General features: G+C 41.8%; 29 protein-coding genes and 1 tRNA gene. 14 read left to right on the forward strand and 16 right to left on the reverse strand.

What is annotated here, in order from left to right; genetic code table 11:
* Nucleotides 1–63: 63 nt before the first annotated feature.
* Together recQ and ACH97_RS21915 are read right to left on the reverse strand one after the other, a co-directional pair.
* Nucleotides 64–1,845 (reverse strand): DNA helicase RecQ, encoded by a 1,782-nt coding sequence (gene recQ, locus ACH97_RS21910; RefSeq protein ID WP_020451771.1) that lies wholly within the window; start codon nucleotides 1,843–1,845, stop codon nucleotides 64–66.
* A 183-nt stretch (nucleotides 1,846–2,028) separates the two neighbouring features.
* Entirely contained in the window at nucleotides 2,029–2,550 is a 522-nt protein-coding gene (locus ACH97_RS21915) for a hypothetical protein (RefSeq protein WP_020451772.1), read from the reverse strand.
* A gap of 100 nt (nucleotides 2,551–2,650) precedes the next feature.
* Here ACH97_RS21915 and ACH97_RS24310 point away from each other — a divergent pair, with 100 nt between their 5' ends.
* The 3 genes from ACH97_RS24310 to ACH97_RS21920 all read left to right on the forward strand — a co-directional run bounded on the left by ACH97_RS24310 (nucleotide 2,651) and on the right by ACH97_RS21920 (nucleotide 3,390).
* Nucleotides 2,651–2,785 carry a hypothetical protein gene (locus ACH97_RS24310; RefSeq protein ID WP_023855695.1) on the forward strand — a complete coding sequence of 45 codons (135 nt, stop codon included), beginning with the start codon at nucleotides 2,651–2,653 and terminating at the stop codon, nucleotides 2,783–2,785.
* Between the two features lie 229 nt (nucleotides 2,786–3,014).
* Nucleotides 3,015–3,191 carry a YjfB family protein gene (locus tag ACH97_RS23270; RefSeq protein ID WP_003182594.1) on the forward strand — a complete coding sequence of 59 codons (177 nt, stop codon included), beginning with the start codon at nucleotides 3,015–3,017 and terminating at the stop codon, nucleotides 3,189–3,191.
* A gap of 125 nt (nucleotides 3,192–3,316) precedes the next feature.
* Nucleotides 3,317–3,390: transfer RNA gene (locus tag ACH97_RS21920), tRNA-Arg, on the forward strand.
* Nucleotides 3,391–3,634: 244 nt separating this feature from the next.
* Here ACH97_RS21920 and ACH97_RS21925 read toward each other — a convergent pair.
* The 4 genes from ACH97_RS21925 to fdhF form a co-directional block, all read right to left on the reverse strand.
* Complete coding sequence (locus tag ACH97_RS21925; RefSeq protein ID WP_020451773.1) at nucleotides 3,635–3,991, reverse strand: MmcQ/YjbR family DNA-binding protein; 357 nt, start codon at nucleotides 3,989–3,991, stop codon at nucleotides 3,635–3,637.
* A complete protein-coding gene (locus ACH97_RS24315; protein ID WP_020451774.1) occupies nucleotides 3,985–4,254 on the reverse strand; it encodes a pre-toxin TG domain-containing protein in 270 nt (89 codons plus the stop codon). The genes ACH97_RS21925 and ACH97_RS24315 overlap by 7 nt, the downstream gene beginning before the upstream one ends.
* Nucleotides 4,255–4,351: 97 nt before the next feature.
* On the reverse strand, nucleotides 4,352–4,912 hold the full coding sequence (locus ACH97_RS21935) for a helical membrane plugin domain-containing protein (protein ID WP_020451775.1): 561 nt from the start codon (nucleotides 4,910–4,912) through the stop codon (nucleotides 4,352–4,354).
* Nucleotides 4,905–7,862, reverse strand: coding sequence for a formate dehydrogenase subunit alpha (fdhF, locus tag ACH97_RS21940; RefSeq protein WP_020451776.1), 2,958 nt, complete (start codon nucleotides 7,860–7,862; stop codon nucleotides 4,905–4,907). Before fdhF ends, ACH97_RS21935 begins: the two co-directional genes overlap by 8 nt.
* A gap of 147 nt (nucleotides 7,863–8,009) precedes the next feature.
* On the opposite strand from fdhF, the gene ACH97_RS23575 reads away from it, so the two are divergent.
* On the forward strand, nucleotides 8,010–8,237 hold the full coding sequence (locus ACH97_RS23575) for a hypothetical protein (protein WP_020451777.1): 228 nt from the start codon (nucleotides 8,010–8,012) through the stop codon (nucleotides 8,235–8,237).
* A gap of 225 nt (nucleotides 8,238–8,462) precedes the next feature.
* On the opposite strand, the gene ACH97_RS21945 is transcribed toward ACH97_RS23575, so the two are convergent.
* Nucleotides 8,463–8,927, reverse strand: a complete 465-nt coding sequence (locus ACH97_RS21945; protein ID WP_020451778.1) for an SMI1/KNR4 family protein — start codon at nucleotides 8,925–8,927, stop codon at nucleotides 8,463–8,465.
* A gap of 15 nt (nucleotides 8,928–8,942) precedes the next feature.
* The gene (locus ACH97_RS21950) at nucleotides 8,943–10,832 is read right to left on the reverse strand and encodes a T7SS effector LXG polymorphic toxin (RefSeq protein ID WP_048350077.1); all 1,890 of its coding nucleotides are present in this window, start codon (nucleotides 10,830–10,832) and stop codon (nucleotides 8,943–8,945) included.
* A gap of 213 nt (nucleotides 10,833–11,045) precedes the next feature.
* On the opposite strand from ACH97_RS21950, the gene ACH97_RS24320 reads away from it, so the two are divergent.
* Nucleotides 11,046–11,174 (forward strand): response regulator aspartate phosphatase, encoded by a 129-nt coding sequence (locus ACH97_RS24320; protein WP_228119629.1) that lies wholly within the window; start codon nucleotides 11,046–11,048, stop codon nucleotides 11,172–11,174.
* Nucleotides 11,175–11,311: 137 nt separating this feature from the next.
* On the opposite strand, the gene ACH97_RS21955 is transcribed toward ACH97_RS24320, so the two are convergent.
* The 3 genes from ACH97_RS21955 to ACH97_RS21970 form a co-directional block, all read right to left on the reverse strand.
* Entirely contained in the window at nucleotides 11,312–12,457 is a 1,146-nt protein-coding gene (locus ACH97_RS21955) for a serine hydrolase (protein WP_023857324.1), read from the reverse strand.
* An 857-nt stretch (nucleotides 12,458–13,314) separates the two neighbouring features.
* Nucleotides 13,315–13,980 carry a flagellar brake protein gene (locus ACH97_RS21965; RefSeq protein WP_020451782.1) on the reverse strand — a complete coding sequence of 222 codons (666 nt, stop codon included), beginning with the start codon at nucleotides 13,978–13,980 and terminating at the stop codon, nucleotides 13,315–13,317.
* Between the two features lie 673 nt (nucleotides 13,981–14,653).
* Entirely contained in the window at nucleotides 14,654–15,043 is a 390-nt protein-coding gene (locus ACH97_RS21970) for a YwqH-like family protein (RefSeq protein ID WP_020451783.1), read from the reverse strand.
* Between the two features lie 334 nt (nucleotides 15,044–15,377).
* Here ACH97_RS21970 and ACH97_RS21975 point away from each other — a divergent pair, with 334 nt between their 5' ends.
* From ACH97_RS21975 to ACH97_RS22015, 7 genes are all read left to right on the forward strand, one after another.
* Nucleotides 15,378–15,656, forward strand: a complete 279-nt coding sequence (locus tag ACH97_RS21975; protein WP_020451784.1) for a hypothetical protein — start codon at nucleotides 15,378–15,380, stop codon at nucleotides 15,654–15,656.
* 135 nt (nucleotides 15,657–15,791) lie between these two features.
* Nucleotides 15,792–15,971, forward strand: a complete 180-nt coding sequence (locus tag ACH97_RS21980) for a hypothetical protein (RefSeq protein ID WP_095291989.1) — start codon at nucleotides 15,792–15,794, stop codon at nucleotides 15,969–15,971.
* Between the two features lie 98 nt (nucleotides 15,972–16,069).
* A complete protein-coding gene (locus tag ACH97_RS21985; protein WP_020451786.1) occupies nucleotides 16,070–16,357 on the forward strand; it encodes a YozQ family protein in 288 nt (95 codons plus the stop codon).
* A 520-nt stretch (nucleotides 16,358–16,877) separates the two neighbouring features.
* Nucleotides 16,878–17,132: a YciI family protein gene (locus ACH97_RS21995; protein ID WP_020451787.1), complete on the forward strand. Its 255-nt coding sequence runs from the start codon at nucleotides 16,878–16,880 to the stop codon at nucleotides 17,130–17,132.
* Nucleotides 17,133–17,947: 815 nt separating this feature from the next.
* Nucleotides 17,948–18,385, forward strand: a complete 438-nt coding sequence (locus ACH97_RS22005; RefSeq protein ID WP_020451788.1) for a hypothetical protein — start codon at nucleotides 17,948–17,950, stop codon at nucleotides 18,383–18,385.
* Between the two features lie 96 nt (nucleotides 18,386–18,481).
* Nucleotides 18,482–19,333 carry an SMI1/KNR4 family protein gene (locus tag ACH97_RS22010; RefSeq protein WP_020451789.1) on the forward strand — a complete coding sequence of 284 codons (852 nt, stop codon included), beginning with the start codon at nucleotides 18,482–18,484 and terminating at the stop codon, nucleotides 19,331–19,333.
* Nucleotides 19,334–19,495: 162 nt separating this feature from the next.
* Nucleotides 19,496–20,140 (forward strand): DUF1796 family putative cysteine peptidase, encoded by a 645-nt coding sequence (locus ACH97_RS22015; RefSeq protein WP_020451790.1) that lies wholly within the window; start codon nucleotides 19,496–19,498, stop codon nucleotides 20,138–20,140.
* Nucleotides 20,141–20,311: 171 nt separating this feature from the next.
* Here ACH97_RS22015 and ACH97_RS22020 read toward each other — a convergent pair whose 3' ends face one another.
* From ACH97_RS22020 to ACH97_RS22035, 4 genes are all read right to left on the reverse strand, one after another.
* The gene (locus tag ACH97_RS22020; protein WP_020451791.1) at nucleotides 20,312–21,661 is read right to left on the reverse strand and encodes an amidohydrolase family protein; all 1,350 of its coding nucleotides are present in this window, start codon (nucleotides 21,659–21,661) and stop codon (nucleotides 20,312–20,314) included.
* A 370-nt stretch (nucleotides 21,662–22,031) separates the two neighbouring features.
* Nucleotides 22,032–22,283, reverse strand: a complete 252-nt coding sequence (locus tag ACH97_RS22025) for a CotD family spore coat protein (protein ID WP_020451792.1) — start codon at nucleotides 22,281–22,283, stop codon at nucleotides 22,032–22,034.
* A gap of 230 nt (nucleotides 22,284–22,513) precedes the next feature.
* Nucleotides 22,514–22,723, reverse strand: coding sequence for a hypothetical protein (locus ACH97_RS22030; protein WP_020451793.1), 210 nt, complete (start codon nucleotides 22,721–22,723; stop codon nucleotides 22,514–22,516).
* A gap of 232 nt (nucleotides 22,724–22,955) precedes the next feature.
* Nucleotides 22,956–23,738 carry an alpha/beta fold hydrolase gene (locus tag ACH97_RS22035; protein ID WP_039072832.1) on the reverse strand — a complete coding sequence of 261 codons (783 nt, stop codon included), beginning with the start codon at nucleotides 23,736–23,738 and terminating at the stop codon, nucleotides 22,956–22,958.
* Nucleotides 23,739–23,875: 137 nt separating this feature from the next.
* Here ACH97_RS22035 and ACH97_RS22040 point away from each other — a divergent pair, with 137 nt between their 5' ends.
* A complete protein-coding gene (locus ACH97_RS22040) occupies nucleotides 23,876–24,379 on the forward strand; it encodes a YoqH family protein (RefSeq protein ID WP_020451795.1) in 504 nt (167 codons plus the stop codon).
* Between the two features lie 82 nt (nucleotides 24,380–24,461).
* Here the strand turns inward: ACH97_RS22040 and ACH97_RS23285 are convergent, their stop codons facing one another.
* Nucleotides 24,462–24,698, reverse strand: a complete 237-nt coding sequence (locus ACH97_RS23285) for a CotD family spore coat protein (RefSeq protein ID WP_023857337.1) — start codon at nucleotides 24,696–24,698, stop codon at nucleotides 24,462–24,464.
* 174 nt (nucleotides 24,699–24,872) lie between these two features.
* Here ACH97_RS23285 and ACH97_RS22045 point away from each other — a divergent pair, with 174 nt between their 5' ends.
* The gene (locus tag ACH97_RS22045) at nucleotides 24,873–25,496 is read left to right on the forward strand and encodes a LysE family translocator (RefSeq protein WP_020451796.1); all 624 of its coding nucleotides are present in this window, start codon (nucleotides 24,873–24,875) and stop codon (nucleotides 25,494–25,496) included.
* Nucleotides 25,497–26,135 lie beyond the last annotated feature (639 nt).

The following is a 26,135-nucleotide window of genomic DNA, read 5'->3' on the forward strand; positions in this document are numbered from 1 at the left end:
CTTTTTTTATCTGCAATAGGAGATTTACTAAAAAAACTTTTTACATATGATGTTTTTGGGTTTTTATGCTTCTTTCTCAGTTTTATAGGCTTGAAGCTCCTGTAGAAATACAGCGCCGTATTTTACTCTTTTTTGTTCTCCCACTCCTTTGACTGACAAAAGTTCTTCGTCTGTCAGGGGAACTTTCCCGCTCATTTCCCGCAGCGTTTCGTCAGAGAATATGACAAAAGGAGGCACGCCTTGTTCCTGGGCAAGCTTTCTGCGCAGCGCTCTTAACCGTTCAAACAATTCGTCATCTTTAACAATTTGACTTGTCTGCATTTTTTCTTTGCGCATCACCGCTTCCCGGCCGAGCAAAACGTTTCGCCCCTTGTTGGCGACAAAGAGAACGGGATATGTTCCGTCGGACATCTGGATGTACTCATCTGCGATTAAAAACTCTATAAAATCGCTGATGTCGGCAATAGACCGGTTCTTTAAAATTCCGTAAGTCGATAATTGCTGGAAGCCGTTTTCGGTCACTTTCTTATTTTTCGAACCTGCCAGAACTTGCGCCACCATGGTTTTTCCGAACCTTTCTCCCATGCGGATGATGCAGGACAGTACCATCTGTGCTTCCTTCGTCACATCGGTGATGCTTCGGGTGTCGAGACAGCTGCTGCACCTGCCGCAGTCTTCAGTCGAAACTTCGCCAAAATAAGAAAGAATAAACCGCTCAAGACAGCCTTCAGTATGGCAAAAATCAACCATTTGCCTCAGCTTTTTCACGTCTTGCGCCCGAATGTCTTCATCTTCTGTCGACTGTTCGATTAAAAACCGCTGAAGCCGGATGTCCTGAGGAGAAAATAGCAGGATACACTCGCTGTCAAGACCGTCGCGTCCGGCTCGTCCTGCTTCTTGATAATAGCTCTCCATGTTCTTTGGAATTTGAGCATGAATCACATAGCGGATATTGGATTTATCGATGCCCATTCCGAATGCTGAGGTCGCTGTCATCACACTGATCTCGTCATTTAAAAAGAGATCCTGCTGCCGGTCCCTTTCTTCATCATTCATCCCGCCGTGATAGCACCCGGCCGCAATTCCTTTTTGAGACAGGCGGCTTGATATTCTTTCGGCTTCCTTTCTTGTCGCTGTATAAATAATTCCCGCCTCTGAGCGGTTTTTCTCCACATATGATTCGATAAAACGATCCTTGTTTTCGCCTTTTAAAATTTTAAACGTCAAATTATCCCGTGAAAAACCGGTGAAAACCGTGCTCTCTTTTTCGATCCCGAGCTGTGTGCAAATATCCTCATGAACCTCGGGCGTTGCGGTAGCCGTCAATGCCAATACGACCGGACGGGTGCCGAGGCTATTTAAAAAGCTTTCAATATGTCTGTAGCTCGGCCTGAAATCGTGGCCCCACTGTGAAATGCAGTGAGCTTCATCAATCGCTGTCAGCGGGATATGAATGCGGGAAAGCACGCGAATAAAATCGGGAGACGTCAGCCGCTCAGGTGTGACATAAAACAGCTTGTAGCCGCCTTCCTTTAAAACGGAAAGCCGCTCAGCGATTTCGCCATGGCCTAAAGAACTGTTCACGTACGCAGCTTGAATTCCAAGCTGATTTAACGCATCCACCTGGTCCTTCATCAAGGAAATTAAAGGAGAGATCACAATGGTTGTCCCCTCCATAAGGAGCGCGGGAATTTGGTAGCAGATTGATTTCCCTCCGCCCGTAGGCATAATGCATGCTGTATCCCGTTTTTCAGAAACAACCGATTGAATGGCTTTCTTCTGACCCGGACGCAGTGAAGGATAGCCATAATAGTGCTGCAATAAAGCTTCAGCTTTCTCTAGCATATAAATGAAACCCTCTCTTATCATAAACTTCTTCCTGTCCACCATGATATCATATTTAAACCGGCAATCAGCCTCTCTCCGTAAAATCGTCTACTCGATAAAGAAAATTCATTTTTAGCTCAAATACAAAAAACTCCGGCGATGATGTAAAGCGTCAGAGTATCAAATGAATCGTTTCGCCTTTCATTTAATCGCAGTTTGTTGTTCAGCTAATAATTGCAAACGCTTCGCTTCCTCCAAGCAAAGTGTTTTGTATGCCAGGGCTCCGGTAATGCTCGCTCTGTCCGATGCATCCCGACGCAGAGCGGAAAGCTCTGAAAGCACAGATGCCGCGTCGTCTTGTATCATTCCGCGGTCATGCAGCATTTGAATCAATTCATCGCCTTCAAGGCGGATCGCATTTTGATCAAATGTCGAGGCTGTTTCCCGCAGAACATTGTGAACATCAGACCAAGCGCTTTCGATCATGTTCTCCCCTGCCGGCGCTGACCGTACAGATGTCAGTCCCGATAACCTTTTTTCCCGTACGGAGACGAGCTTCTGAAGCCTTTTGTCAAACTCCAATTCAAAGTCCTTGTATTTCAGTTTGATCAATTCCTTCATCCGTTCAGACAAAGGTTCCTTTAACAGCAAAACGCACATCATCAAAGTAGCTGGCCATGCCAATGATTGAACCGTCGCAGAAACAAATTCAAGCCAATCCATAAAATCAGCCTCCGTTTCAAAAGGAAAGTTGTTTTGTGAAAGACCAGGTGGTAATGTTGAATCGAAAGGAAAATTTTGTGCAAAAGGGGTGTGGTTTACCATGTGGATCATCATCATATTGATGATCATATTGATCGGATTTGCAGGAAACATTGTTGCCATGTTGCGAACGATTGTCAAGCAGAATGATAGAATCATCAGCCTCTTCGAGAATGAAATCAACAAAAAACATTAGACAAATGCTCAGGAAGTGAAGAATCGCGGAAGATACAAAACAGCCCCTCTCCTTATTCGAAGACAAACAAGGAACCGGTCAGTGGCAGTATTGAGAGACGGCTTCTTTTTCATGGTGTTTAAGATGCCGCTGGGATCGGTTTACAACTATATTAAATTGAATATTCTGATTAGTAAATATGAGTAAAGTCCTCACCTCTCTAACCGATACACATGTTAAGGAGGTGGTTATGTTGGATATTGCTGTTTTATCAATGGCCATGAGTCAGGCCGCTCTTTATCAAAACGTGCAAATGTCGCTGACAAAGACGGCTTTGGACACCGCCGAACAAAGCGCACAGCAGCTCGTTGACATGGTTCAGGCGCCACATCCCGTTTCAGGACATCATATTGACCTGAAAGGTTAAGGCCAAAACATACATTCAGCAGGCTGCAAAGTCTGCCGGATGTATGTTTTCCCGAAGAAATTTTTTAAAAAAACCGCTGCAACCTCTTTATTTTTTCTGATTTTTGCACTATAATATTGTTCTGTGTCCCAGTAGCTCAGGTGGATAGAGCAACAGCCTCCTAAGCTGTGTGTCGGGAGTTCGAATCTCTCCTGGGACGTTTTAAATGAGAAGAGGCAAACCCTTGGTGCGTAAGGGTTTGCCTCTTTTGTTAATGGCCGTGTTGTTGTTGCTTTAAAATAAAGTTGATTAAAATCATCATGAGAACCCATATATTATAGAAAGAACCCGTTTTGAAAAAAAGTTTGATCAAAACGGATTCTTATCCAACGAATTTAAGTTTCGGTTTTATAAAAAAGTTTGAACATTTTCTGGTTCCTTTTGCGATACGATCATTTCATGATTTACTTGGTTAAATTAAAGCTTTGCTCAATTAAGTTATAAACTTCTTCTTCTGAATCTATACGTTCTAAAACAAGTGATATCCAATTTTCCTTATCCATATGATATCCAGGTAAAATGCTCTTTCCATTTCTTAAACTGCCGCTTATTTCGGGAGGGCATTTTAAATTCAGAATATCTATTTCGTCATTTCCATCTAAGCCTAACTTTTCTAGAAGAACATTCATTACAAGACCATACCATTTTTCGTTAGATTCATGTCTTAAAGCGGCATAGTATGGAAATTTTTGAAATGGGTAATCTGGCAATGTACCGAATTTTTCTTTGACATGCTTAAAGATATCTTCTCTTGTTAACATACTGAATCATTCCTCCAACAACTTAAATAGATTTTCGGCAATTGCCGATCCAGATGGGACAATGGTGAATTTTTTGAAGTCATGATGTGAAGGAGACATGTTTCTCCTGTAACGGGATTAACACCCTCAGTGGCTTTCTTGTAATCATAATATCCGGTGATGTTTCCTGCAAATGTGCTGCCTGCATCCAACACTTTTTCATACCACTCCCGCTCGCAAGATCTTCCTGTTTTTTGAGTGAACTCTTTTTGCTTCGATTTCATATTGATTAGCCGGCTGCCTCGTATTTGATCATTTTTAACTAGTTCATGAGATCTTTTCACCAAAAACCCGAGCTGGCAACAGCCGGCTCGGGCGGGGTCAATCCCTCTTATTCATTCCTCTTTTCTCTCGGGGTTCCTGATGATGTTTTTGGTGCTCCGGAGGCTGAGTCGTGCGTTCCAGCTCCTCTGTATCTTGTCCCATTCCTTTTAAAAAGGAGAATAGCAGTGTAACTGCTTTGTTGATTTCCGGGTCTTTGAGTGAGCGGATGACATCAAAATAACCTGTTTTCTCTTCGCTGTCCTTTTGTTCCACCGCGTTTGCCACCCCCGCATTCACTTTCAAAATGAGAGGTTCCAGCTGTTTCACGTCTAACATGCCGAGCGTCCCAAACAGAAGAAGCAGATTTTTAAGCGTGTTGGCCGTTTCCTCTGTATCTGCCTTTTTCACTAAGATGTCCAGAACTTTATCTCCTTGGCCAAAAAGGCCGCGGAGCATTGGCAAAACACCGCGCTCGTTCATGTGCCTAATCATATGCAGCGTTTCAAGAATGGCTTCCTTATTTTCGACTAATGCATCTTCTATTTCTTTCATATCACGCTTTCTCTGATCCTCTTCGGTTATCTCGTTTTTCTGAATTCGTTTAATCGCTTTAGCCATTATGCCCAATCCCCCTTTTCACAGCGTCGCCAGGGAAAATATAATCGTTCCGCGCCCATTTCTTTTGTACCTGCACACCGATTTGCGGCTGCGGATTGCCGTTGCGGTGATTGATCTTAGGCAGCGGATTGGTTCCATCGCGCTTCAAAATTTCCATTTTGGCCGATGTTTCTTTGTATGCAGGCGTATCGGTATCCTTATCGGCATGACTGCCTGTCAACAGGTTAATCGCCGCTTCTCCTGAATCGTTCATTGGCAGATACACTTCCTTCCCTTTGACACGATCAGTGATCAGACACTTCACTTTGACATTTCCGAAAGGCGATGTGAGTCTGACAAGGGTTCCGTCCTGAATTCCCCGCTCTGACGCCAGTTCAGGAGAAATTTCTAAGAACACTTCCGGCGTTTTTTTCGAAATCCCTTTTGATTTGTAGGTCAGGTTCCCTTCGTGGAAATGCTCTAAGAGCCGCCCATTGTTGACGTGGATGTCATATTCCTCACCGAACTCTTCAGGCTCTGTCCACTGAACAGGGTAGAGTTTGGCCTTGCCGTCCGGGAAAGGGAAGCGCTCTGTAAAGAGTAAAGGCGAATCCTTTCCATCAGCGCTTACAGGCCATTGCAGGGAATTGTAGCCTTCAAGGCGTTCATAGGTGACGCCGGCATAAATCGGCGACAGCATGGCTGCTTCCTCCATAATCTCTCCAGGGTGCTCATAGTGCCAGCCGGCGCCAAACTTATTGGCTACCTCCATAATAATCTGCCAATCAGGCTTTGATTCGCCCAGCGGTTCAAACACCTGATACAGCCGCTGAATACGGCGTTCTGTGTTTGTAAAGGTTCCTTCTTTTTCAAGGCTCGGGCTCGCAGGAAGAACAACATCAGCAAACTCGGCTGTTCGTGAAAAGAAAATGTCCTGCACCACAAAGAAATCAAGCTTTTCATATGCGGCGTGTACATGATTGATATTGGAATCGACCAGACCCATTTCTTCACCTTTTACATACATCGCTTTCAGCTGGCCGGAATGGATTTTTTCGATCATTTCGTGGTTGGTCATGCCCGGCTCCTTCGGCAGTGGCACACCCCACGCCCGCTCGTATTTTTGGCGGACTTGTTCGTCCGTCACTTTTTCATACCCCGGCATTCTGTCAGGCATGCTGCCGAAATCACTTGCCCCCTGCACGTTGTTATGGCCGCGCAATGGGTAAGAGCCTGCTCCCGGTTTACCGTAGTTTCCTGTCACAAGCAGCAGATTAGAAATTGCCGTGCTCGTGTCGCTTCCGCCAATATGCTGTGTCACGCCCATTGCCCACAATGCGCACACACTGTCAGCCTGACCAATCATCTCCGCTATTTGGATGAGGGTTTCTTGATCAATTCCGGTTTTCTCCTCGGCATATTCAAGGGTATACGGCGTTAGGCTTTTCACATATTCGTCCCGTCCGTTCACTCTTTCCTGCAAAAAGCGTTCATCTGCCTTGCCGTTTTCAATTAAATATTTGGCGATGGCATTCAGCCAGACGATATCTGATCCTGCACGCGGCTGGACAAATAAATCAGAGCGCTCTGCCATTTCGTGTTTTCTGATATCCGCTACGATCACTTTCTGCCCTCTCAGCTTATGAGCCCGTTTAATGCGAGTGGACAAGACCGGATGCGATTCAGACGTGTTCGAACCGATAATCAACACAAGGTCCGCTTCCGCGATATCTGTAATCGACCCTGAGTCACCGCCATAGCCGACTGTCCGGAACAGGCCGGCAGTCGCAGGAGATTGGCAATAGCGCGAACAGTTGTCGACATTATTTGTGCCGATGATCCCTCTGGCCAGCTTTTGCATGAGGTAGGATTCTTCGTTTGTACATTTAGAAGATGTAATAAAGGCAAGCGAATCCGGGCCAAACTCCTCTTTTAAATCCGTGAACTTACTGGCGATCAGCGATAACGCCTCTTCCCATTCAGCTTCGCGGAAATGGTCGCCTTCTCGGATCAGCGGCTTTGTCAGGCGTTCCTCGCTGTTGACGAAATCCCAGCCGAACTTTCCTTTTACACAAGTAGAAATGCCGTTGGCCGGCGCTTCCTCCTGCGGCTCGACTTTCAGAATGTCTCTGCCCTTTGTCCAGACATCAAAGCTGCAGCCGACGCCGCAGTATGTGCAGACGGTTTTCGTTTTTTTGATTCGTTCATCACGCATGGCAGATTCCATATCGGAAATGGCGAGAATCGAGCCGTACCCTGTTTCTACGCCTTTTGTAATCTCGATCATCGGACGCAGCGTTTCGTCATCGATTCCTGTTAAATATCCGGCTTCCCCCTCCATTCCTTTTTCCATCATCGCATTACATGGACAGACGGTAGAACAGTGTCCGCATGATACACAAGATGACTCATTGATCGGCACATCATTATCCCAAATGACGCGCGGGCGTTTCCGCTCCCAGTCTATGGTCAGTGTTTCAGTTACCTGAACATCCTGACACGCTTCGACACAGCGTCCGCACAAAATACATTGATCCGGATCGTACCGGTAAAACGGATTTGATTCATCCTTATGGTAAGGCTTCTGATCAAACGGGATGCTTTGGTGATTGACTTTCATTTCTTTCACCGTATTATGTATTTCACATCCCCCATTGTTGTAATCGCAAACTGTACAATAAAGCTCATGATTATATAAAATCTTGTCCATCCCGATAACCTGCGCTTTTTTCACATCAGACGAAAGCGTATCAATGACGTCGCCATCCTTTAATTCAGCGGAGCACGACCTCTTCAGCTCGCCATTGATGCTGACGATGCACGTATCGCATGTTTCAATCGGCCCTAAGCTAGGATGATAGCAAACTTGCGGCACTTCAATCGAGCTGTTATTCAAAAGCTGCAGCACCGTCTGTTCCTCGGACGCTTCCATTTCAACGCCGTTTATTGTGATTTTTTTCTTGTCAGCCATCTCCATTCCCCTTTCTTGCTTGTGTATATACCGAATTACCCATTTCTCTTCCCTTGCAAGGGATCAATAAAACATACAAAGCGCACTCACATGTTTTATTGCATCCTCACCGGGAAACGAGAGGGTAGATGAAAAAGAGGGATCAGCATGAAAAAAACAATGTCTGTTCTAACCGTGGCAGCAGCACTGACAGGCTCTCTTTCCGGCTTTGGGGCGCCGTCCTTTTCAACACCGACAAACACCGTAACTGAAGGCGCGCAATCCTGCATAGACTCCAGCCGCTCCTCCTGTGAAGCTGACGACCTTCATCATCATTTGATACATCCGAGTACACACTTGATAAGGGAAAGGTGCGTCTCCCATTCTGGCCAATAAAAAAGCGGCCACCAATCAGCTGCACAACATCCGTGTGCAAAAGATCAGTGTCCGCAGGCTCTCCTTCTTGGACTCAGGTATACGTTCGTTTTTCTTGTCTCTATCGTATGACAAAGTGGAATAGAAAAAGTCCCCCATTTTATCCCCCTTTTTGTCGGATTTTTCTCGGAAATTGAACAATAAAAAAAGCACTCAATCAGAGATTAAGTGCTTGAATATATTAAATTATTCTTCATCGTCCCAATCTTCGTCCTCTTCCCAAATTTCTTTTTTCTCTTTTAGTCTTTCAAAAAGAAAAGTTAAGAAATCTTGTTCAACAGTTCTTCCATAACCTCCTTGAGTTGCCCATACAACTACAGGACATTCTCCATCAATCATTTTATTCGTATCTAGGCAGTAGGCAAAGATATCGATATCCTCTATCACTACTAATCCTTCATTTAGGTTGTAAAGCTCTCTATACTCTTTAGTTTTTTCAACTACAGATGCACTTACCAGATCGTAGCCTAAAATGTTAGCAGCGTAGATCCCTCCAGAACCATATTTTTTTAAAAACCATCTATAGCTCTCCGGAAGATTAACATTAAGTTCATTTTCAATAAATTTAACCTTTTCTTCAGAAACTCCTCCTGTAATTGTCGCATGGCCTTTGTTCTCATCAATTAATTTTTCTACTTTTTCGGTTAACAATTACAACACCTCTAATTATTTTAAATATTGTTTAGCTCTCCATTTCCAGTACCTATCCCGAAACCTATCATACTGACTTTCTAAAACAGGATCATTTCGAAAACTCTCTCCATTTCCTTTTAGCCCGTGTAATACCTTGCTATATTTAGTATGCCAGCTATTTGGAATCTCTGCCATAGCGCCAGGTTCTTCTTGTATTAGGTGGTGTAGGTTAATTTGAGTACCATCATTTGCAAAAGGTGGTCTTCCTTCCTTCATTAACTGTAAATTTGTCTTTCCACTTTTAGGATCAATTCTATTAATATCAACATCCTTAAACATATACACTCTCCGACTTACATTTTTAGTCTCTCCTTTTGTCTTTACGTGTCCTTCTATTTCAACAGCTTCATACCGTTTTTTATTTAACCAAGGTAGATTTATATTTTTTCCTTTAAACGGTTTTCTGCTTATATCAGAGACTTTCTTCGCAAACTGAATAAGACTGTCTTTTATATGCTCCCCATTAAGTGCATGATAAGGAACTTTACCCCCGCCTGCAAGCTGAACTTGCGGCGCAAAAGGGTTGTGTATTTGAATTCCTTTTATGTTTGAAGCGACCCTTTGCATCGATTTCTTGAAAGACGCTACGCTTTTTTCCAAAGCTTGTTTCGATACTTTTTTAGAAGCTTTAGTTGCTTTGGCAGCGACCTGCCCTACCTTCCCCGCTTTGGCGGCTTTTGCTGCTTTGTCAACGCCTTTAGAGCCAACAATCGATGTCCCGACCATTCCAACGGCATAGCTAAACCATCTGGCTTGGGTGTAAGAATCACCATTGACGACATCTCGTTGATACGAGTCTTCAATTCCTTTTTTTATAATATTGAATGTGACATCAGGATGATGAAGTGTAAAGTTAATGCCCTCAATCGTTTCGTCTGCGTGAACGACCATGTCCCATAGGCCTACCGCAGTATCGACGACTGCATTTTTGAGTCCTTCAGCACTTCCTTTAATTGCGTTGCCAAAATCACGAGCGCCTTCAATTTGATTGAAATATCGCTGTTGCCAAGGGGAAAGGTTTTCGTACCCAATTTCCGCAGCCATCTCGTAAAACTCTGAAGCTGTTGAAAAATTGTAATCATCAAGCTTCTCCTTTAGTTTAGCAATTTTATTATCCTGTTTGCTAACCTCGCTAACTTCTTTTTCAAGCTTCGATCTCTTGTCCAGCTTATCCATCATAACGCCCATCGCTGTGTCTTGGCCACCACGCAAAGTGTCCATCTCATCCGGCTTTAAAATCGAACCTTTTTGATAGCCCGTGATTTCAATTTTAGGGCCTGTGTACATTTTTTCAAGCCTGCTTATGTATCTCTGCATCGTTTCTAGGTCGTTTTCAGCCGTTTTGAGGGCGTTTGTTTGCTCGCGGTCAAACGTATGCAGCTTTTCAAGGGTCGTGCTGATTTCCTTTAATGCTTTCTGATTCTGTTCATGAAAACCGCTGTCATTCAAATCTGGTAAATCAACGATATGGCTGACTTTTGCGATCGTGGCGTTGGTTTTAGAGACCAAATGTTTCGTTGTGCGGTCGGCCGCATTCACCCCTTGTTCTAGCTCGTGCTCAAGAAAGTTTTGCGAAATAAACCCATTATGGTTAGGTTCCAGAGAATTCAACGCGGTTTTCATTTTCTTCAGCGTGGAACTGTATTCCTCTATGAAAGTATCATAGAACTGTAGAAAAGGAGTGTGGCATTCCTCGTAAAAGGCGCGGATCGCGTCGCCGCCTTTTCCTTTTAAAGCATCATCAAGTGATGCAATATCCTCAACGCTTTTTTTTACTTGAACAAATTCTTCTGATTGTTGTTTTAATTGTTCCAACGTTTGATCAATAGCTTTGTGCAACGCCTGAACATCAAGAGTCTTCATAGCATTCTCCTCTAATACTAAAGTGACATACCACAAAATATTTTACCACTTTATAGAAAAGAATTGGTGAATAAATCCTGTCAATTCATGAAAATGAATCTTATTGAGTAGGTCTTATACCCTGACACGTTCGGCATAACCTTTTTCAGATTCCAAAAAAGGAAAAGACCAGACATTAATTTTTCGAATATTTAAAATCAACTATATGAAAGGATGCTGGTGGCATTGGAACCTAAAGTTGCGTTTGAGAAAGTCGGTAAAATGCTTAATAATTGGTATTGCTTTATTAGACAAAACAATATTCAAAATGCTACTAAACTGCGGGAAGCACTTCAACATTGATAAACTCTTTACGCTGCGTGTCTCTATTAAGATGAGAGTAAACAGCTAAGATTATTGATTTCGAGAAACCAAGAATTGAAATTATATTTTGGCCAAATACGGCAAAGACCGCGAGTGTGGTTTCCGATGGGGGATAGTCATGAAAGTGAACCAGGCAAATCTAAAATAGATAATTCTTTTTTGATATGGGCGCGGAATTTAGAGTCTTTTAAAAATTTCAGCAGGAACCCATTCATATTTCGAGAAAGTTTTGCTTTCTCGACTGGAGTTAAATCATTTGCAAAAAATGCAATATCTGTCTGGTTTCCATCTTTATCTGTCGCATACATTGCAATTGTAAGAATAAACGCGGTAGATCCTCCCTTTTGTCCCGCATGAACAAGCCATTCACAATTGTTTGGATTTCTCATTATTTGTTCCATTACTGGATCAAGATATTGATATACACTTTCACTAAAATATACTTTGCTATTTAGCTTTTTCATAATAGATACATAATCTCTAGTCGTTGATCGGGGCAAACGGTCGGACCAAATTTTTTGAAAATCATTGTCCAAAGTTTTTCTTAATTGTTTTTTTTCTTGATCAGTTAGTGGTTGGCTCAGCCATCTATTATGAATTTCAATCGCTTTATTACGGTATTCATGCATATCCATGTTTTTCATTACTTCTAGGACTTCTTTTTTCGATAAGTTCTTTTCGTTCATCAGTTGGGCAGGTATATAAAGTGCACTTACAATGGGATACATAGGCTCATGCTTTAACATATCTAAGCTCTTTGGAACATGATTGATGTTTTGAAGCCCCAGCACCTCAATTAAGTATTCAGTATTTGCATTAGAACTGTAAGCAATCATCCCGTTGACTACCTCACATAATGGAACACGATCTATCTCTTTGTCTTTTTTCAATTGAATAATCCAAGTCTCATGCGCACCGCCGTCTGTTTTTGGGATATAGAAATTCTCTAATTCCTTTAATCTTACTTCTTTTTGCGGATCGATTTTTCCTGCTGCTGCTTGTTGTGCATATTCAATGGCTAAGATGATTTTCACAGTACTTGCCAGAGGGAGTTGTTCGTTTACGTTAACATCAACCCAATTCTCATCGTTGTGTTTTATGGATAATGAGACATTCCCGCTTCCTGATTTTGCTTTAACAAACTGTACAATATACTCTGGATTTAACTTTTTTATTTCCCTCCGAAACATAAGAATACCGATTGCTATTACTAAACCAAGAGAAATTATTATACCTGCAATAATCAATAGTGCAATCTTCAATTTAACACTCCCTATAATGTTCAAATTACTATAGATACGAATTAAATAATGTTAGGTTTCAATTTCCTTCACACCAGCTCTTATGGTACGCAGTCCAGAAACCGTTCTTCTCAGGATTTCTGGGCATCATGGTCCATCCGAATGACACGGCCATCATCACGTTGATACTTAAGCTGGAATCACCAGTCCACCGCTTTTAAGAGTAGCAAACGTTATTTCTGCCTTTTTGATAATCTCCTGGTTTCTCATCGTAATCTTCCTTTTAAAATAAGCCATCCCAAACGGCCTTTTTTAAATAAGTCTTGATCGGTTTTAATTTGTCATCAAGCAATTTCTCAACCTTTTTTCAATTCGTATTCGATTCTGCCAGACGAGAGCTCACAGAAATCTTACGACCGCCTTTTTCTACTGGTGTTTGGTGCTTTGCTTCAAAAAAGAAGTTTTTCAGCAAATTAAAAAGCCCTTTTTCTTCATTGGCAGAAGAAAAAAGGCTTCTCTTTTTTTCGTTGGTTCAGCGGTCGCGACCATTAAATCCCGGTTATGTCACCTTTTTTGATAACGCATTCCAAGCTTATGCGACGAGAACTCAAGCTTCTTTTTTGACCTTGAAATCGGCCGGCGCAGCCTAGGATTCCACTGCTTCACCGACGATGTTGCTTGTCGATCTGCCGTTTTCATGCAGAATATCTGTTACATATGAAGGCTCACTACACTTCAGTGCAGTTGATGACTTCTGTTGGCAGAGTTGGACGCCAACTTGCCAACAGGTTTCCATAAATGTATATGGCGGGGACGAAACATCTCTTCTGAATTAATTGAGGGATATCAGGCAGATCACTGTATTCCTAAACTTCCATTCATTCAGTTTTCAATTTCCTTTTTTCTGTCAATTGCAATTTTATGCAATAATGTACAAGGGTTTGCTCATCATGTTCATTCATCTTGATAAATTCAACTGTCATGAGCTGTTTGTTTGTTCTGCGATCAATGTAAGTGCGTTTAACTTGAGCATGGACGTCAATCACATCTTCATCATGTCCCTCATTTGGCAGATGGATACTTAGATTCAAATCTTCTTCCGGTTCGTGTTTTTGCGTTTCTTCAATGATTAACGCAGCGCCTCCAGCACTGATATTTGCTGTATATGTTTTAAACATTGAGCCAGATCCATATGGGCGAACAGTGACGGGAAGCGTTGTATTGACTCTAAAAAATTGCCGTCTTTGAACTTTTTTCATTTGAACTTCTTCAGGTAAATACATATTTAGTACAGGTATATCCTGATAAATTTCTCGGCCTTTTATTACACTATTAAATTTATATGGGACTTGTTGCTCATTTATAAAATGAACTGTTACCGCTGTATTTGTTGGAATAATAACAGTTCTCCCCGTTTCTTCATCAACAGGATAATGCACTCTTAAAACATTGTCTTCAATTGATAACACTTTACTTTTCGCAAGGACATATTCTTGAATTTCGTTTTCAAATTCTATTGTTATAATATTTCCTAAAGATAACAATGGACATCACTCTTTCAATTCTACTTAATCATTATATCGGTACTATGACATATAATTTTCAAAAAAGAAAGAAGAAAGCATTGAAGAAATTGAAAGACTTATCATACCCATGGGACCGTAACGCTTTGTAATGACGATCACGCGCAATACTGCATAGACTCCATTCGCTGCTCTGTGAAGATGACGACTTCATTATCATTCAATACATCATTTGATCAGGGATAGGTGTGTCTTCCATTCTATGCCCCTTTTTTCGATTTTTTTCGGAGTAAATATAAAAAACCTTGAAAGGCAATAGCCAATCAAGGTAATCCTTCAAAGTTAATCAATTCTCAAGTCAATTTAAGCATGAATATGTTAGTCTGGTTCTTCATCCATTTTCTTCAAAAACTCTTCGAGTGATGGCCGCTATTTTCTTGTCAAAATAATATACTGGACAAATACCGTTCTCTTCTTCCCGTTCTAAATCTAGAGTAAGATATGTCCCCTCACCCTTCAAAAAAGACTAACATGTTCATGGGGATCCATTACTCTATCTCTATGGGTTTTATCAAGATTACAAATAAAACCATACCCTACTCTTAAATAAAACTCTCTTAGTTCATTAGGGAATTTTTTTAGAAAGCTCTTGTTTGACTTCCCCAGTATTTACTTTTATTTCTTGACCCATTTTTCATTTACTCCTTGCTTCGCGCTTCGCGTTCTCAATCTTTTTCTCTAAAGAACGAACTTCCTGGCTGAGCGATTGAATATCCTCTTCTAAAGATTTGATTCGTTCATCGATTTTGCTTAAAACATCAGAAAGCTGTTTTCCGCTGATGTCATTGTAGGCAGTCTTCATCAGGCCTCGAATACGGTTAAAGGAGTCAGCAAGACTGCCTTGCCACGAATGAGACGACAACTGTGGTTCGGTGATCGTCTTTTTAGAATCAGAGAACTCCGTTTTGTCTTTTTCTAGCTCTTTGCGGCAAGCTTTCAGCTCTGTCAAAAATTCTTTCTTCATCGATAAATCAACTTTCATGATATCTAAAGCCAGCGTTTCTCCAAGTATTGAACCGATCATATGCAATACCTCGCTTCCCGAAAAATGTATGACAAAAGTAATGACCAACTAAGAGTTTACCACTATACGGAAAGGAATTGGTGAATAGATCCTTTCAACTATTCTTTAATCAAGAATTTCAAGCGCATAAAAAATGCCGCTAATGAAACGGCTGCAAAAAGATAATTCAAAACTTATTTCTAAGCTAAACAACAACATCATGACTCAGAGCACTTGTGATGTTTCTTGAAGCTGATATACTGCTTTATTTATGCGATCCGTAAGTTTTTCTGCTGCTCGGGTTAAATACTTTTCAGCAAATCAAGAAATACTGATGAAAAAGGTGGTGTCTTTTTTGGATTTTCCAATCATTCATACAAACTTTTGGGATGCAGTTATAGCAGTGCCAATTATTTTGATCGTCACACAGATAATTAAAATTTTTCTCAAGGTTCCCAAAAAGTATGTCCCATCAATTGCGATCGCACTAGGCTTAATCATATCTGTTTGCATAAGCCATCGACACAGCCTCATAGCTGGAGTATTTATGGGCGGATTCTATGGTTACGCAGCTATTGGTTCATATGCATCATTGAAAACAACCATTTCATCATATAGAAACAAAAAAACATAAACAGGCAGGAAAAATATATCCAGAGTTGAATTCGCTTTTTTTCCACTTTTATCCCCCAGTGAAGGCGCCCAACGTAAGTTCACATGTTCTTAAATACATAAGCCTTAATCATCGAATAGGAAGTTATCCTGTTTGATGTCTGCCATTGAAAGGATTGGCGTCGTTCCTGCACGCCCGGTTTTGCTTTATGATTTTTTTGCGCCTGTTCTCTTTCCCCTAGGGTTGAAGATTGATTTCCCGAAAAAGCGAATGAATACCACCTCAACAGACACAATAAAAAGAGTTGATATTTCAGCACAATTCGCAAAGGAGTGAAACCATTGTATTGAATGATCATCAGACTGAAATGGTCTTCAGATGCCCCTGTCTAATTTTAAAGGAAACATAAAATTCAATAATATGGAGTGATAAACGTGACGCAAAAACATGGAGCAGACAGACCCGATGACTACAAAAGATTTTCTTCAGCAGACAAGGAATACGATTCTCAGCAATCGTTAGACAGCAATGCTAAGACAGAGAACGTTAATACTGAAACTGATAACAAAGAAAACATGAATGACAGCACGGATGTGGCAGGAAAATATTTTGACCCCTCGGATTATGAAGGAGCCACGCAGTTGGAAAAAGGATTGGCTGAAACTCATGAACAAGTCAGTGATGACTATTTTGAAGGAACGATCGATCAAAATCTGGATTAGTCATTTGAACGGCGGAACTAACTTAAAAAGTAAGTTAGTTCCGCTTAGATTAACAAAGTATCGATGTTCTCAAGTCCCAAATTAATCATTCAGTAAATCAAAAGTGATGGCCGAATGACAAACTTAGTCTTTTTACTGCCTCATCTCTAGAATTCCCTCAATGATCTTGACAATTATAAAAAGATGATTGATCCCTCCTTAAAATAAAAAAGACACAAAGCAAACTCATGATTGCGCTGGTTTTGTGTCCGAGGATTCTCCATTTAAGACTAATATTTTTGTAAATATCTATTTTTTTATTCCCTGTTTCCCTATTAATATCCGTGTCACTCTTTTCATGAAATTCAAATCCCGTCTCCTTGGTCTTCCGCTCCTTTACTTCAAAATCACTTTCAATCATTGCCAATGTGGCGCGATCGAAAGGAAAACAGCTACGCCTTCCGCCGATCGAACTTTTATATGAATCTTCTATATATTTGTGCTAAGATAAAGTCATCTTTTGACAGAAAGGCGTGCTACGATGAAAAAATATTTACTCATAACAACCAGAACCGAGAATTTTGAAGATCAATATGTGCCAGCCCATTATCAATTTTTGGACAGGCTTAAAGCCGAGAACCGCTTGGAAATGTTTGGCCCTTTCAGCGATGCTTCCGGGGGCGCTTATCTTATCAGCGCAGAGTCTCTCAAGGAAGCAACAGAGATCGGAAATTCTGATCCGATTGTTGACAGCGGCTCTTCAACACTTGTCATTAAAGAATGGCAGATTAAATAAACTATTTGGACATAGCCAACATAAGCCTCTCCAAACACGGGAAGGCTAATCTTAAACGGAAAATCTAGACCTGCGGGTCATTTTGAAATTACGGTAAAACCGTTTTTTCCCTATTGAAGGAGAATAATATAAACGGCCATCGACATTTTTTAAAATTCTTTGATTTTTCATGTTCCATATTTCTTTTCCTTCGTCGGTAGGACAAGAAGCTATTTCTTGCAATCAACAACCTAGGGGGAGCCAAAGGTGAAATCGGCAGCCCCCTAGTCCCACGATTCAATTTTCTGAATAGTCACTTTGTTTATGATCAACCTTCCACCCATTCCTTCTATCCCTTTCCCTTTGATCCACATGATCCCGTCTACATCTTTTTCATCTAGTAAACCAAGGAGCCTATTTGTTTTTCCGTTAATGGCTGCAGCTCCTGCATATTTGATTTCCCTATTGACACCGATAACGTTTGAAGCAAATAGTTCGTTCCAGCATTCATCAGCCCGGCAATCTGGGCTCCTGCTGTGTACGGATTAACATATTGGTATGTCAAGGTGATTCGATCTTTCTTTGGATCATTGACGCCCATTTAAATAAATTTTTTCAAGGGCAGTCTCTCGGCCTTCATCAACCCCTACAGCAAAAGTCAAACCAAGATCTTCAATTTCATGGCTGCTCGACCATCCGGTTAAAAAAAGTTGGAGAGGCTTTTACACCCTATCAAAGCCATACGCGATTTTTGGTTTTGTGCTTCTCCTCAAAAAACTTCCATCTTTTTCAACTCATCTATGCTACAATAAAATGGAAAAAGGAGGGGGTTTTGAATGAAACGCTTTTTGCTGGTCATGGTGTTATTTTGTGGATTTTTCAGTTTTGGGAGCAGTGCTGAAGCTTATTCGTTCCCGCACAAGCTGAATCTTACGTTTACGGGAACTCATGTGGAGGACATTCCCTATAGCGACTCTAACGTTTCTCACTGGCATATTGGCTACAAGTTTACGATTTTTAATGCAGAAAACTGCAAAACAACGATTAAAATTCAGATGATGCATCTTTCCGGCAGGTTTATGAGTTTAAGCATTAAAGATTTTGAAGGGAACTGGCCTGATCGAACTGCTCAGGATGTCATCACATTGATGCCTAGGACTTACAGGCTTTATTTTGAGAATACCGAAGGTGAATGTAAAGATATTCGTATTAAAGGAACATACGGAGCTATTCCGCAAACGTATGATAATTTCTCGGTCTTCAGCCAAAGATAGCCGTTATAACAGACTGCAGGAAGGCAATACAAGCATAAAGGCCCGAGCAGCATTTTGCATGATAGATACTGATATAAACGAATGTGGGGGTATCATTTGAAAAACTTTTGGATATACGAAGACGAAGATCCGTACACTTTAAAAAGCATATCAGAGAGAGGCATTCTGAAAGCTGAAAAAAAGTTAGGTGTGAGACTTCCGGAGGAATATAAAGCGCTTATTCTTGAACAAAATGGTGGCTATATCAATTTTAACGCCTTCCCTTCTGAACGGCCCACCTCCTGGGCTAAAGATCATGTCCAGTTTGACTACTTATTAGGCATAGGGAAAAAGGATGGAATTCTCGAGAGTAAAGCCTTTATTAAAGAATGGGGACTGCCTGACAACCTGGTCCTTATTCATGGAGACGGCCATACGTGGATAGCGCTTGACTACAGGGAGACGAAAGAAAATCCGCCCGTTCACTATTTTGACTCAGAATTTGAAGAGAATTTTAGATTAGCCGGCTCATTTGGAGAATTTCTCTCTAAACTTTATACAGATGACTCCATTGACGATGACCGCTACGGACATACGGGAGGCATACATTCTGGGAATGCAGATATTCCCTATGTCTATTCGGAAGATGCCATCACAAAAGAAAAAGCGGAACAGATTCTGACTGAAAATTCGGTAGCCGATCTGTATCAGATTCATTACTACCCTATTGAAGGTTTGGATGATTTAAATTGGCTTCTGACAAAAATAAAAGAAAGCTCATTGATAGCAAATATTGACAATGGTGTCGAACTTGCCGTTGTTTTGGAATCTATTATTTCCCATCATAAAGATTTAATCCTTGATAACGAACAAACAGGAAGGCTGGTTTTAGACATTTCAGCTATTCTAAAGAATTTGAATGACTCTGTTATAGACATCCTTTTATTACAGATAAAAGATTCCCTTTAAAAAACAACTTTTACGTTGTTTTTTATTTATGTTTCCGCCCCATTCTTTAAACTCTCCTGTTCCGAGACCTCAATGTAGGCAACTGTTGTTACTCAACCCTTTTATAAAACATAGAATACTAAATAGATTGTTGGAAATTAATCCACAAAAGGAGTTAAGATTATGAATTTGAATGATATAAAAGGAGACTATAATGCCATTTTCGGATTAGGCCACCTCTGTTTAACTGCTCTTCAGCTTAGGAAAAACAATTTAAGGCCGTATGCAGGTCCTTTAGACTGGGTCGGTACCTCTTCCCTGACCGAACTGAACCGTCTTTTAAAGAATCGCTTTTCAAATTTTATGGCACCCCAAAATCTAAGGGTAACAGGCTACTCAACAGGTGTTTATACTACTGACCGTTATATCTCTTTAACAGATGATTATTATCATGTCGATTCAGCTCATGATTTTAAAGCAGATAAAAATACACTCGAACATCTTGCCACATACAATGAAGTGATGGAAAAATTCAATAGAAGAATCAACAGATTTTATGAAAAGATGTCAACCGCTAATCGGATCCTTTTTGTCAGAACTAACGGAACCTACAAGGAGGCTCAAGAACTGGAGTCCGTATTATCGGATTTAGTACAAAACGACTTCAGGGTACTCCTTATCAATCACTCAAAAGTTAAAGGAATTGTCGAGCAGAATTGGCCATTAAAAAGAATATGCGCGGTTACACTTCCAGATCGTGAAATCTGGCAGTCTAATGATCATCTGTGGAGAGAAATGCTTAATGGCGTGAATTATATCCCCTTTTAATCAAAACTTATAAGCGACAGGAAAAGGTTATAACATCATCATAACCTTTTCCATACATACTCTTCTCTGAAAACTAAACCAAAAAGCTGGTCTTCAAACAGACAAAATTCCCGAAGAGCGGCCTTCTGAAGTCAAGCAAGGTAAGTTTATCACTGAATTTCAAAGGAAAGATCAATAGGCGCCTTCAGGGGATCGGGATAAGATATGGTCTCTAGCTTCCAGCGCTTTTTGTCTCACCTTTTCAAGATCTGCATCAACCAATCGACCGTTTCGTTTCACTGCTTTTCCTGCGACATATACGGAATCTACATTTCCGGTGTGCGCGCTTTGGACGATGGCCCCCACCGCATCAGTCAAAGGGAGCAAATTGACGCTGTCCGTTTTCACCATGATAAAGTCAGCTTCTTTGCCGGGGGAAAGCGAGCCGATTTTATGATCGAGCCTTAATGCCCTCGCCCCGTCAATGGTCGCTGCTTTCAAGATTTGTTCGGCCGATATGCTCAATTCGGGACCAGGCATGATCCCTTCTTTCAACAGCTCTTCATTGCGCTTTGCACGCTCTGCTTGAAGGGCAAATTTCATCTGTGCGAAAAGGTCACCTCCCGTCGATGTCACAACATCAACCCCAAGTGCAGTAAGAACCCTGTTTTTTAGGGCGAGCCCTGTAACAGGATAGCCGTGCCCCATCATCATCTCAATTTCTGGTGTCACAGAAATCGAGCTTCCGTGAGCCGCAAGCATTTTCATTTCTTCTTCACTCATCGCATTGGCATGCACCATATTTAAATCGGGACCGAGCAGCCCGGCTTGATTCAGCTTCTCAATCGAACGATCTTTCGCTCCCCAGTTGCCAAACGCAATATGCATGCTGCATAAGGCATCAAGTTCCCGGGCCGTTTCGATTTCAAACACAGATGTCTTCCATGAAGAAAACTCCGGACCGCGAATGGCAAGCCCCATCGTCAAAAGCTGATCCTTCGATTGAAAATATGCTTTTTTTACCCGTTTCGCTTCGTTCATATTCGAAAGATCACTGTCTCTGTCCCAATATTCGGCATCACCGGATGTTCCGAAAGCGAATACTGCGCGAATGCCGGCGTCTTTCAGTCCCGCAATCAGCTGGTCCGTATGATCAGGCGATTCAATCATCGTCCAGTCCAGCAAAGTTGTGACCCCTGCCTCAAGCGCCTCAAGCGCTCCTAAATAGTTCGCGACCCAATCATCCTCAGGCCTTCTCATTGATCCATAATTGCCATAATAAATCCGGTTTAAATAGGTTTGCAGGGACCAGTCGGCTCCGATTCCGCGGATCACAGATTCCCATACGTGGCGGTGTGTATCGACAAATCCAGGCATGATCAGCATGTTGGAGGCATCAACAATCTCAGCGTCTCCCGGTGCAATCGACTCGGCAACGTCTAGAATGAAGGAGCCTTCAATCAGCATGTCCCCTTTTTCGATCGTATGAAGCTGCGGATCAAGAGTTACAATCGTTGCATTTTGAAAAAGTGTTTTTTTCATAACGGTTCTCCTTTCTTCCCAGCCAACTAGAAAAAACAACATCCTATATGTACCATTTTAAAATAAAAAAGGTATAAATGATATTAATATGTATTGTGCGACTTGAAAATCCGCCTTCTGAGCTAGATGGAAGAGATGCAGTACACGATCACGTTAGAAAAAGAAGAAAGGTGAATTGCAGGAAACAGCGGTTGTTTAAATTGCAATGATGCGTTGTGTATTTATCGTAAATTCTGCTTTCATACTGCTCGCAATCACGATATACGGTTACTACCTCCCAAATGGAAACAGACCATAAAAAAGCTATGGTCTGTGAAATGAGTGAACGTATATTTAACTGCGATCAAAATATGGTATAATCAAGCTTTTATTAATAGCAATGGCCATAGTCCGACTTTTTTTCATAGCCTTTGCAAGGTTTTCCGCAATGATAGTGTTCATGCGAAACGTCTTTATGATGTGAATAAGTGTGCGGATAGTAATGAACATGTTCATATTTGTGATGGTCAATTTTTTTAGTATGCTGCGGATGAATATGAGGAACGACAGACTTTGAATACTTATGATCCTCACAATATTTCGTAGGGTAAACATGCGGCTCATGATGTTTTTTGCAGTACATGTGTACACGCTCCTTTCATTTTATAGATTCACTAGTACATTATGCTGAAAAGCTAAAGCCTGACTGCATAAGTACCTATACTTTGTCCCTATTTTTGCCCGTTCATTTTCTGAAGATCGTGTTTGGAAAATCTGCTTGATTACCCTGAAGCATCCGCCGGTTGAATACCCCTTGCTTCCGGAGTTAAAAAACACACTAAACGAATACTTTAAATGTTCGCTTAAAGTCCTTCATCTCCAATATACCTTGACGGGCTCTGTATGAATATGCAGCTCTGTTTTTGTATCGAAATGAACAACAAAGCCTCTGATTAATCCATAGAACTTGTTTTTTTCTGTAATTTTCATAACGGTCGCTTCGTCTTTAAATCCTGGCGGATGGCATGGCTCACCTACAATATATTGCTTTGAATGAACGGTGATTGCTTGAATTGACTTCATTAAATTCCATTCCCCCTCAAGAAACGTCATGCTTCCTTCTGCTTCTGCGCAAAACGGAGATTCACCCTAGTAAAAATTGCGATTCTTCTCTTCCCTGGAATGCAAAATTATTCGGGTATTTTTACGCTACAAACTGTAGAAGCAGTCTCGGTGATTATCATCATAACACGTTATCCAAAATATTCCTTTCTGCTTTTTGAACATTATGTGGCGGCAGCTCCTCGGTATAGAATCAACCGATAAACTGCGTTAAAATACGGTTGAACATTTCGCGTTCCTCCCAGAACGGACCGTGTCCGCTGTATTGAAACGGAACAAGATATGAATTTCTTATTTTGCGGTTGAGTTCCTTTGCTTGTGCAAACGGAATCACCTTGTCTTGAACACCGTGAATGATCAAGGTCTGAGCAGCGACTTTTCCAAGATCATCATACAGTTTCTCATCTCTCAGCATGTCGATGACCGCTTTTGTTGACCAGCCTGCCGCCTGCAATCCCAATTGAAAAAACCAGTCCGAGAACGGTTGTGTAATATATTGAAAGAAAAATGTGTCGGTCACTTCACGCATCATCTTAGGACGATCGTGAGACGCTTGCTGAAGCAATTTGGCTGCCGTCTCTTCTGTAAATCCCACAGGTGCCGCTGCATCGATCAAAACCAGCTTTGAGACCCCGGAACCCCTGTATCGCGACATATAGCGAAGTGCTATGGCGCCGCCGGTTGAATGACCGGCAAGCGTGAAGCGGTTTAGTTGAAGCGTCTCAACGACAGCGCGGATATCGTCAGCCAAACGGTTGTAATTGTAGCCCGTCGCCGGCTTATCCGAACGCCCGAATCCCCGCCAGTCAATGCCGATACAGCGGTATCCCTTTTGTGAAAGATCGTCAAATTGATATTCAAACTGCAGATGGCTTAATGGCCAGCCGTGCAAAAATACAATTGTTTTGCGGCTTTGAGGATTGATGTCTTCTACGTACAGGTTAACGCCTGATTCTGCCTGAACAAAGTATCCCATGCCGTCGCCCCCAATCATGGTGTCTTTTACCATAAGGTACTCCCAAAATGTCAATAGGTGAATGTCCTGGCGGCTGAAGGTGAAGAATTTGAAAAGGTGTGACTGGTTAGACTATTTCAAGATACGGAGGTGGTTCAATGATGAAACGCTTGGGAAGTCTTGCTCTGTCGCTTGTCCTCATGCTGCCTGCGGCGGCGATCCAAGCGCAGCCTGCCGCACCAATACCTTATCCATGCAGCGTCGTTCTTCATCCAGCCCAGGATATTCCCAATGCCCGTGGAACGGCTTTAATTGCAAAAGTGAAAAAACCGTATACCGAAGCACCTGACAGTCCAGTCAGGGAACGGCGAAGCGTCGGCATCTACGCCGATTGGCTTCCGGCCCCTGCTTCATTTGGAGATTATGATCAATATGAAGGAATGGCCCGGATACCGGACCAGATCAGCTGGCGCTTCACCATGCATCTCGTCCGGGAAGACGCGCCAAGCTGGTTTGGCGGAAGTCCTTGGGCGGGCAAATTTGACGAAATATCGTCAGAGCTGACTGTGAATACCCGAGTCGAAGTGCGTCCTTTCAATTCGAAGACGAAAAAGGCCGGCCGAGCTGTTTTGCAGGGGACTTTGCAAGGTTGCAGGAACTAAATGAAAAAAAGGCCGCAGAAGCACCATTAGGACGCTTCTTACGGCCTTTTTTTCATGAGAAGAACTTTTTCTTCCGGAAAGGTTAGTATTTTTCGTAGCGATTACAAGGTTTACCGCAGTAAGAGTGATCATGATAAACCGGCTTATAGTTTGAATAAGAATGCGGATAATAGTGAACATGCTCGTATTTCTGATGATCCACTTTTTTAATATGCTGCGGATGGATGTGAGGAACGATCGTTTTAGAGTATCTGTGATCCTCACAGTACCTGGTAGGATGCACAACTGGCGGCAGAACGCGCGGTTTGCAGTAAGACATAAGCACTTCTCCCTTCCTTGAGTTTCATTCTTCATTATCAAAATATGTTGATTAGCACAAACTTGTACTAATACAAGAAACTAAAAAACCGTCCATTTTCCCCGCCTTTTCACTCAAAAAAGAGTTTCTCTGATAGTATAATAAAAAAATACTAATGAAAATGGAGTTGGACAGATGGATGTGATATCGATCGTTTCTTTTTTAGGTGCGGCTGTACTGCTTACACTTATGCCGGGCCCTGACAACTTGTTCGTTTTGGCACAGAGCATCTCAAAGGGAAAATCGGCAGGTACAGCAACCGCATGCGGGCTATGCACAGGGTTAGTCGTCCATATCACAGCTGCTGCAGCAGGTATTTCTGCTGCGATCTATCAATCAGCTGTCGCCTTCTCGATCGTGAAATATGCAGGTGCAGCCTATCTGTTGTTTTTAGCTTACCAGTCTTTCCGGCGAAAAAGTGCTGGTTTCAATCTTGAAGCTAAAGATTCATTGAACCGCAGAGCTTTATACCAAAAAGGCGTTGTGATGAATCTATTAAACCCGAAGGTCTCTTTGTTCTTCCTTGCCTTTCTTCCGCAATTTATTCATCCCGGCACCTTCAGCGTGACAACGCAAATGCTCGTTTACGGCATGTTATTTTTAATTCAAGCGTTTGTGATCTTTGTGATGATCAGCCTGTTTGCGGAAAAAGTCGGAGACCGGCTGCGCAGAAGTCCGCAAGCCGCCAAAAAAGTTCATTTGCTGGAAGGGTCTTTATTCGCTTTGATCGGGCTTAAAATAGCGGTCAGCCAAAGGTAGCCGCTGAAAAAAAGGTGTGCAGCCGGCACACCTTTTCCCGATTTTACCGCTTATAAAGGACACAGCGGCAATGTCATCCCTAGAACATCGAGGTTCATGTGAAAATGAACAGCCCTGCATTCCGTGATTCGTTTTCAAGCTTGATCTGGAGCGGGAGCTGGTGTTGCGGAATCGAAGTGATTTGTTTCTTTGGCTGGAGTCGAATCACAAGACTGTCAAATTCTGCAGCGCTTTCTTGCTGTGTTAGATTCTTCCTTCGTTTCATTGTATAGTGGAGTGTCAGACAATGAGACAAAAATCTAAATACCGTTGTTCTCTATCCTTCCCCCCTTTCTTTGAAGCCAGTATACAAATTTCCCGCTGCTTCGTAATGATGCAAATCGGTTATTTTCCGCTCAATCCAAATCATCAGATCGAGCAAAGCGGACACATCGATCTTAGGGATGGCAGATCAGTCAATCGATGGGCGTGGGTCTTTTTTGATAGAACATGCCGCTTTTTAAGGAGAAACGGGATCGTTTAATTGCTTTAATCAATGAGATTCATTTTCGCTTTTTATCTGCAAAGCGAGTCTTTTGAATTTATTTACAAATGATATTTTAAATGTTATAATAAATTGTTTACAGAAATAAATTCTAT

Origin of the sequence: Bacillus paralicheniformis (assembly GCF_001042485.2) — a bacterium.
GTDB lineage: Bacteria > Bacillota > Bacilli > Bacillales > Bacillaceae > Bacillus > Bacillus paralicheniformis.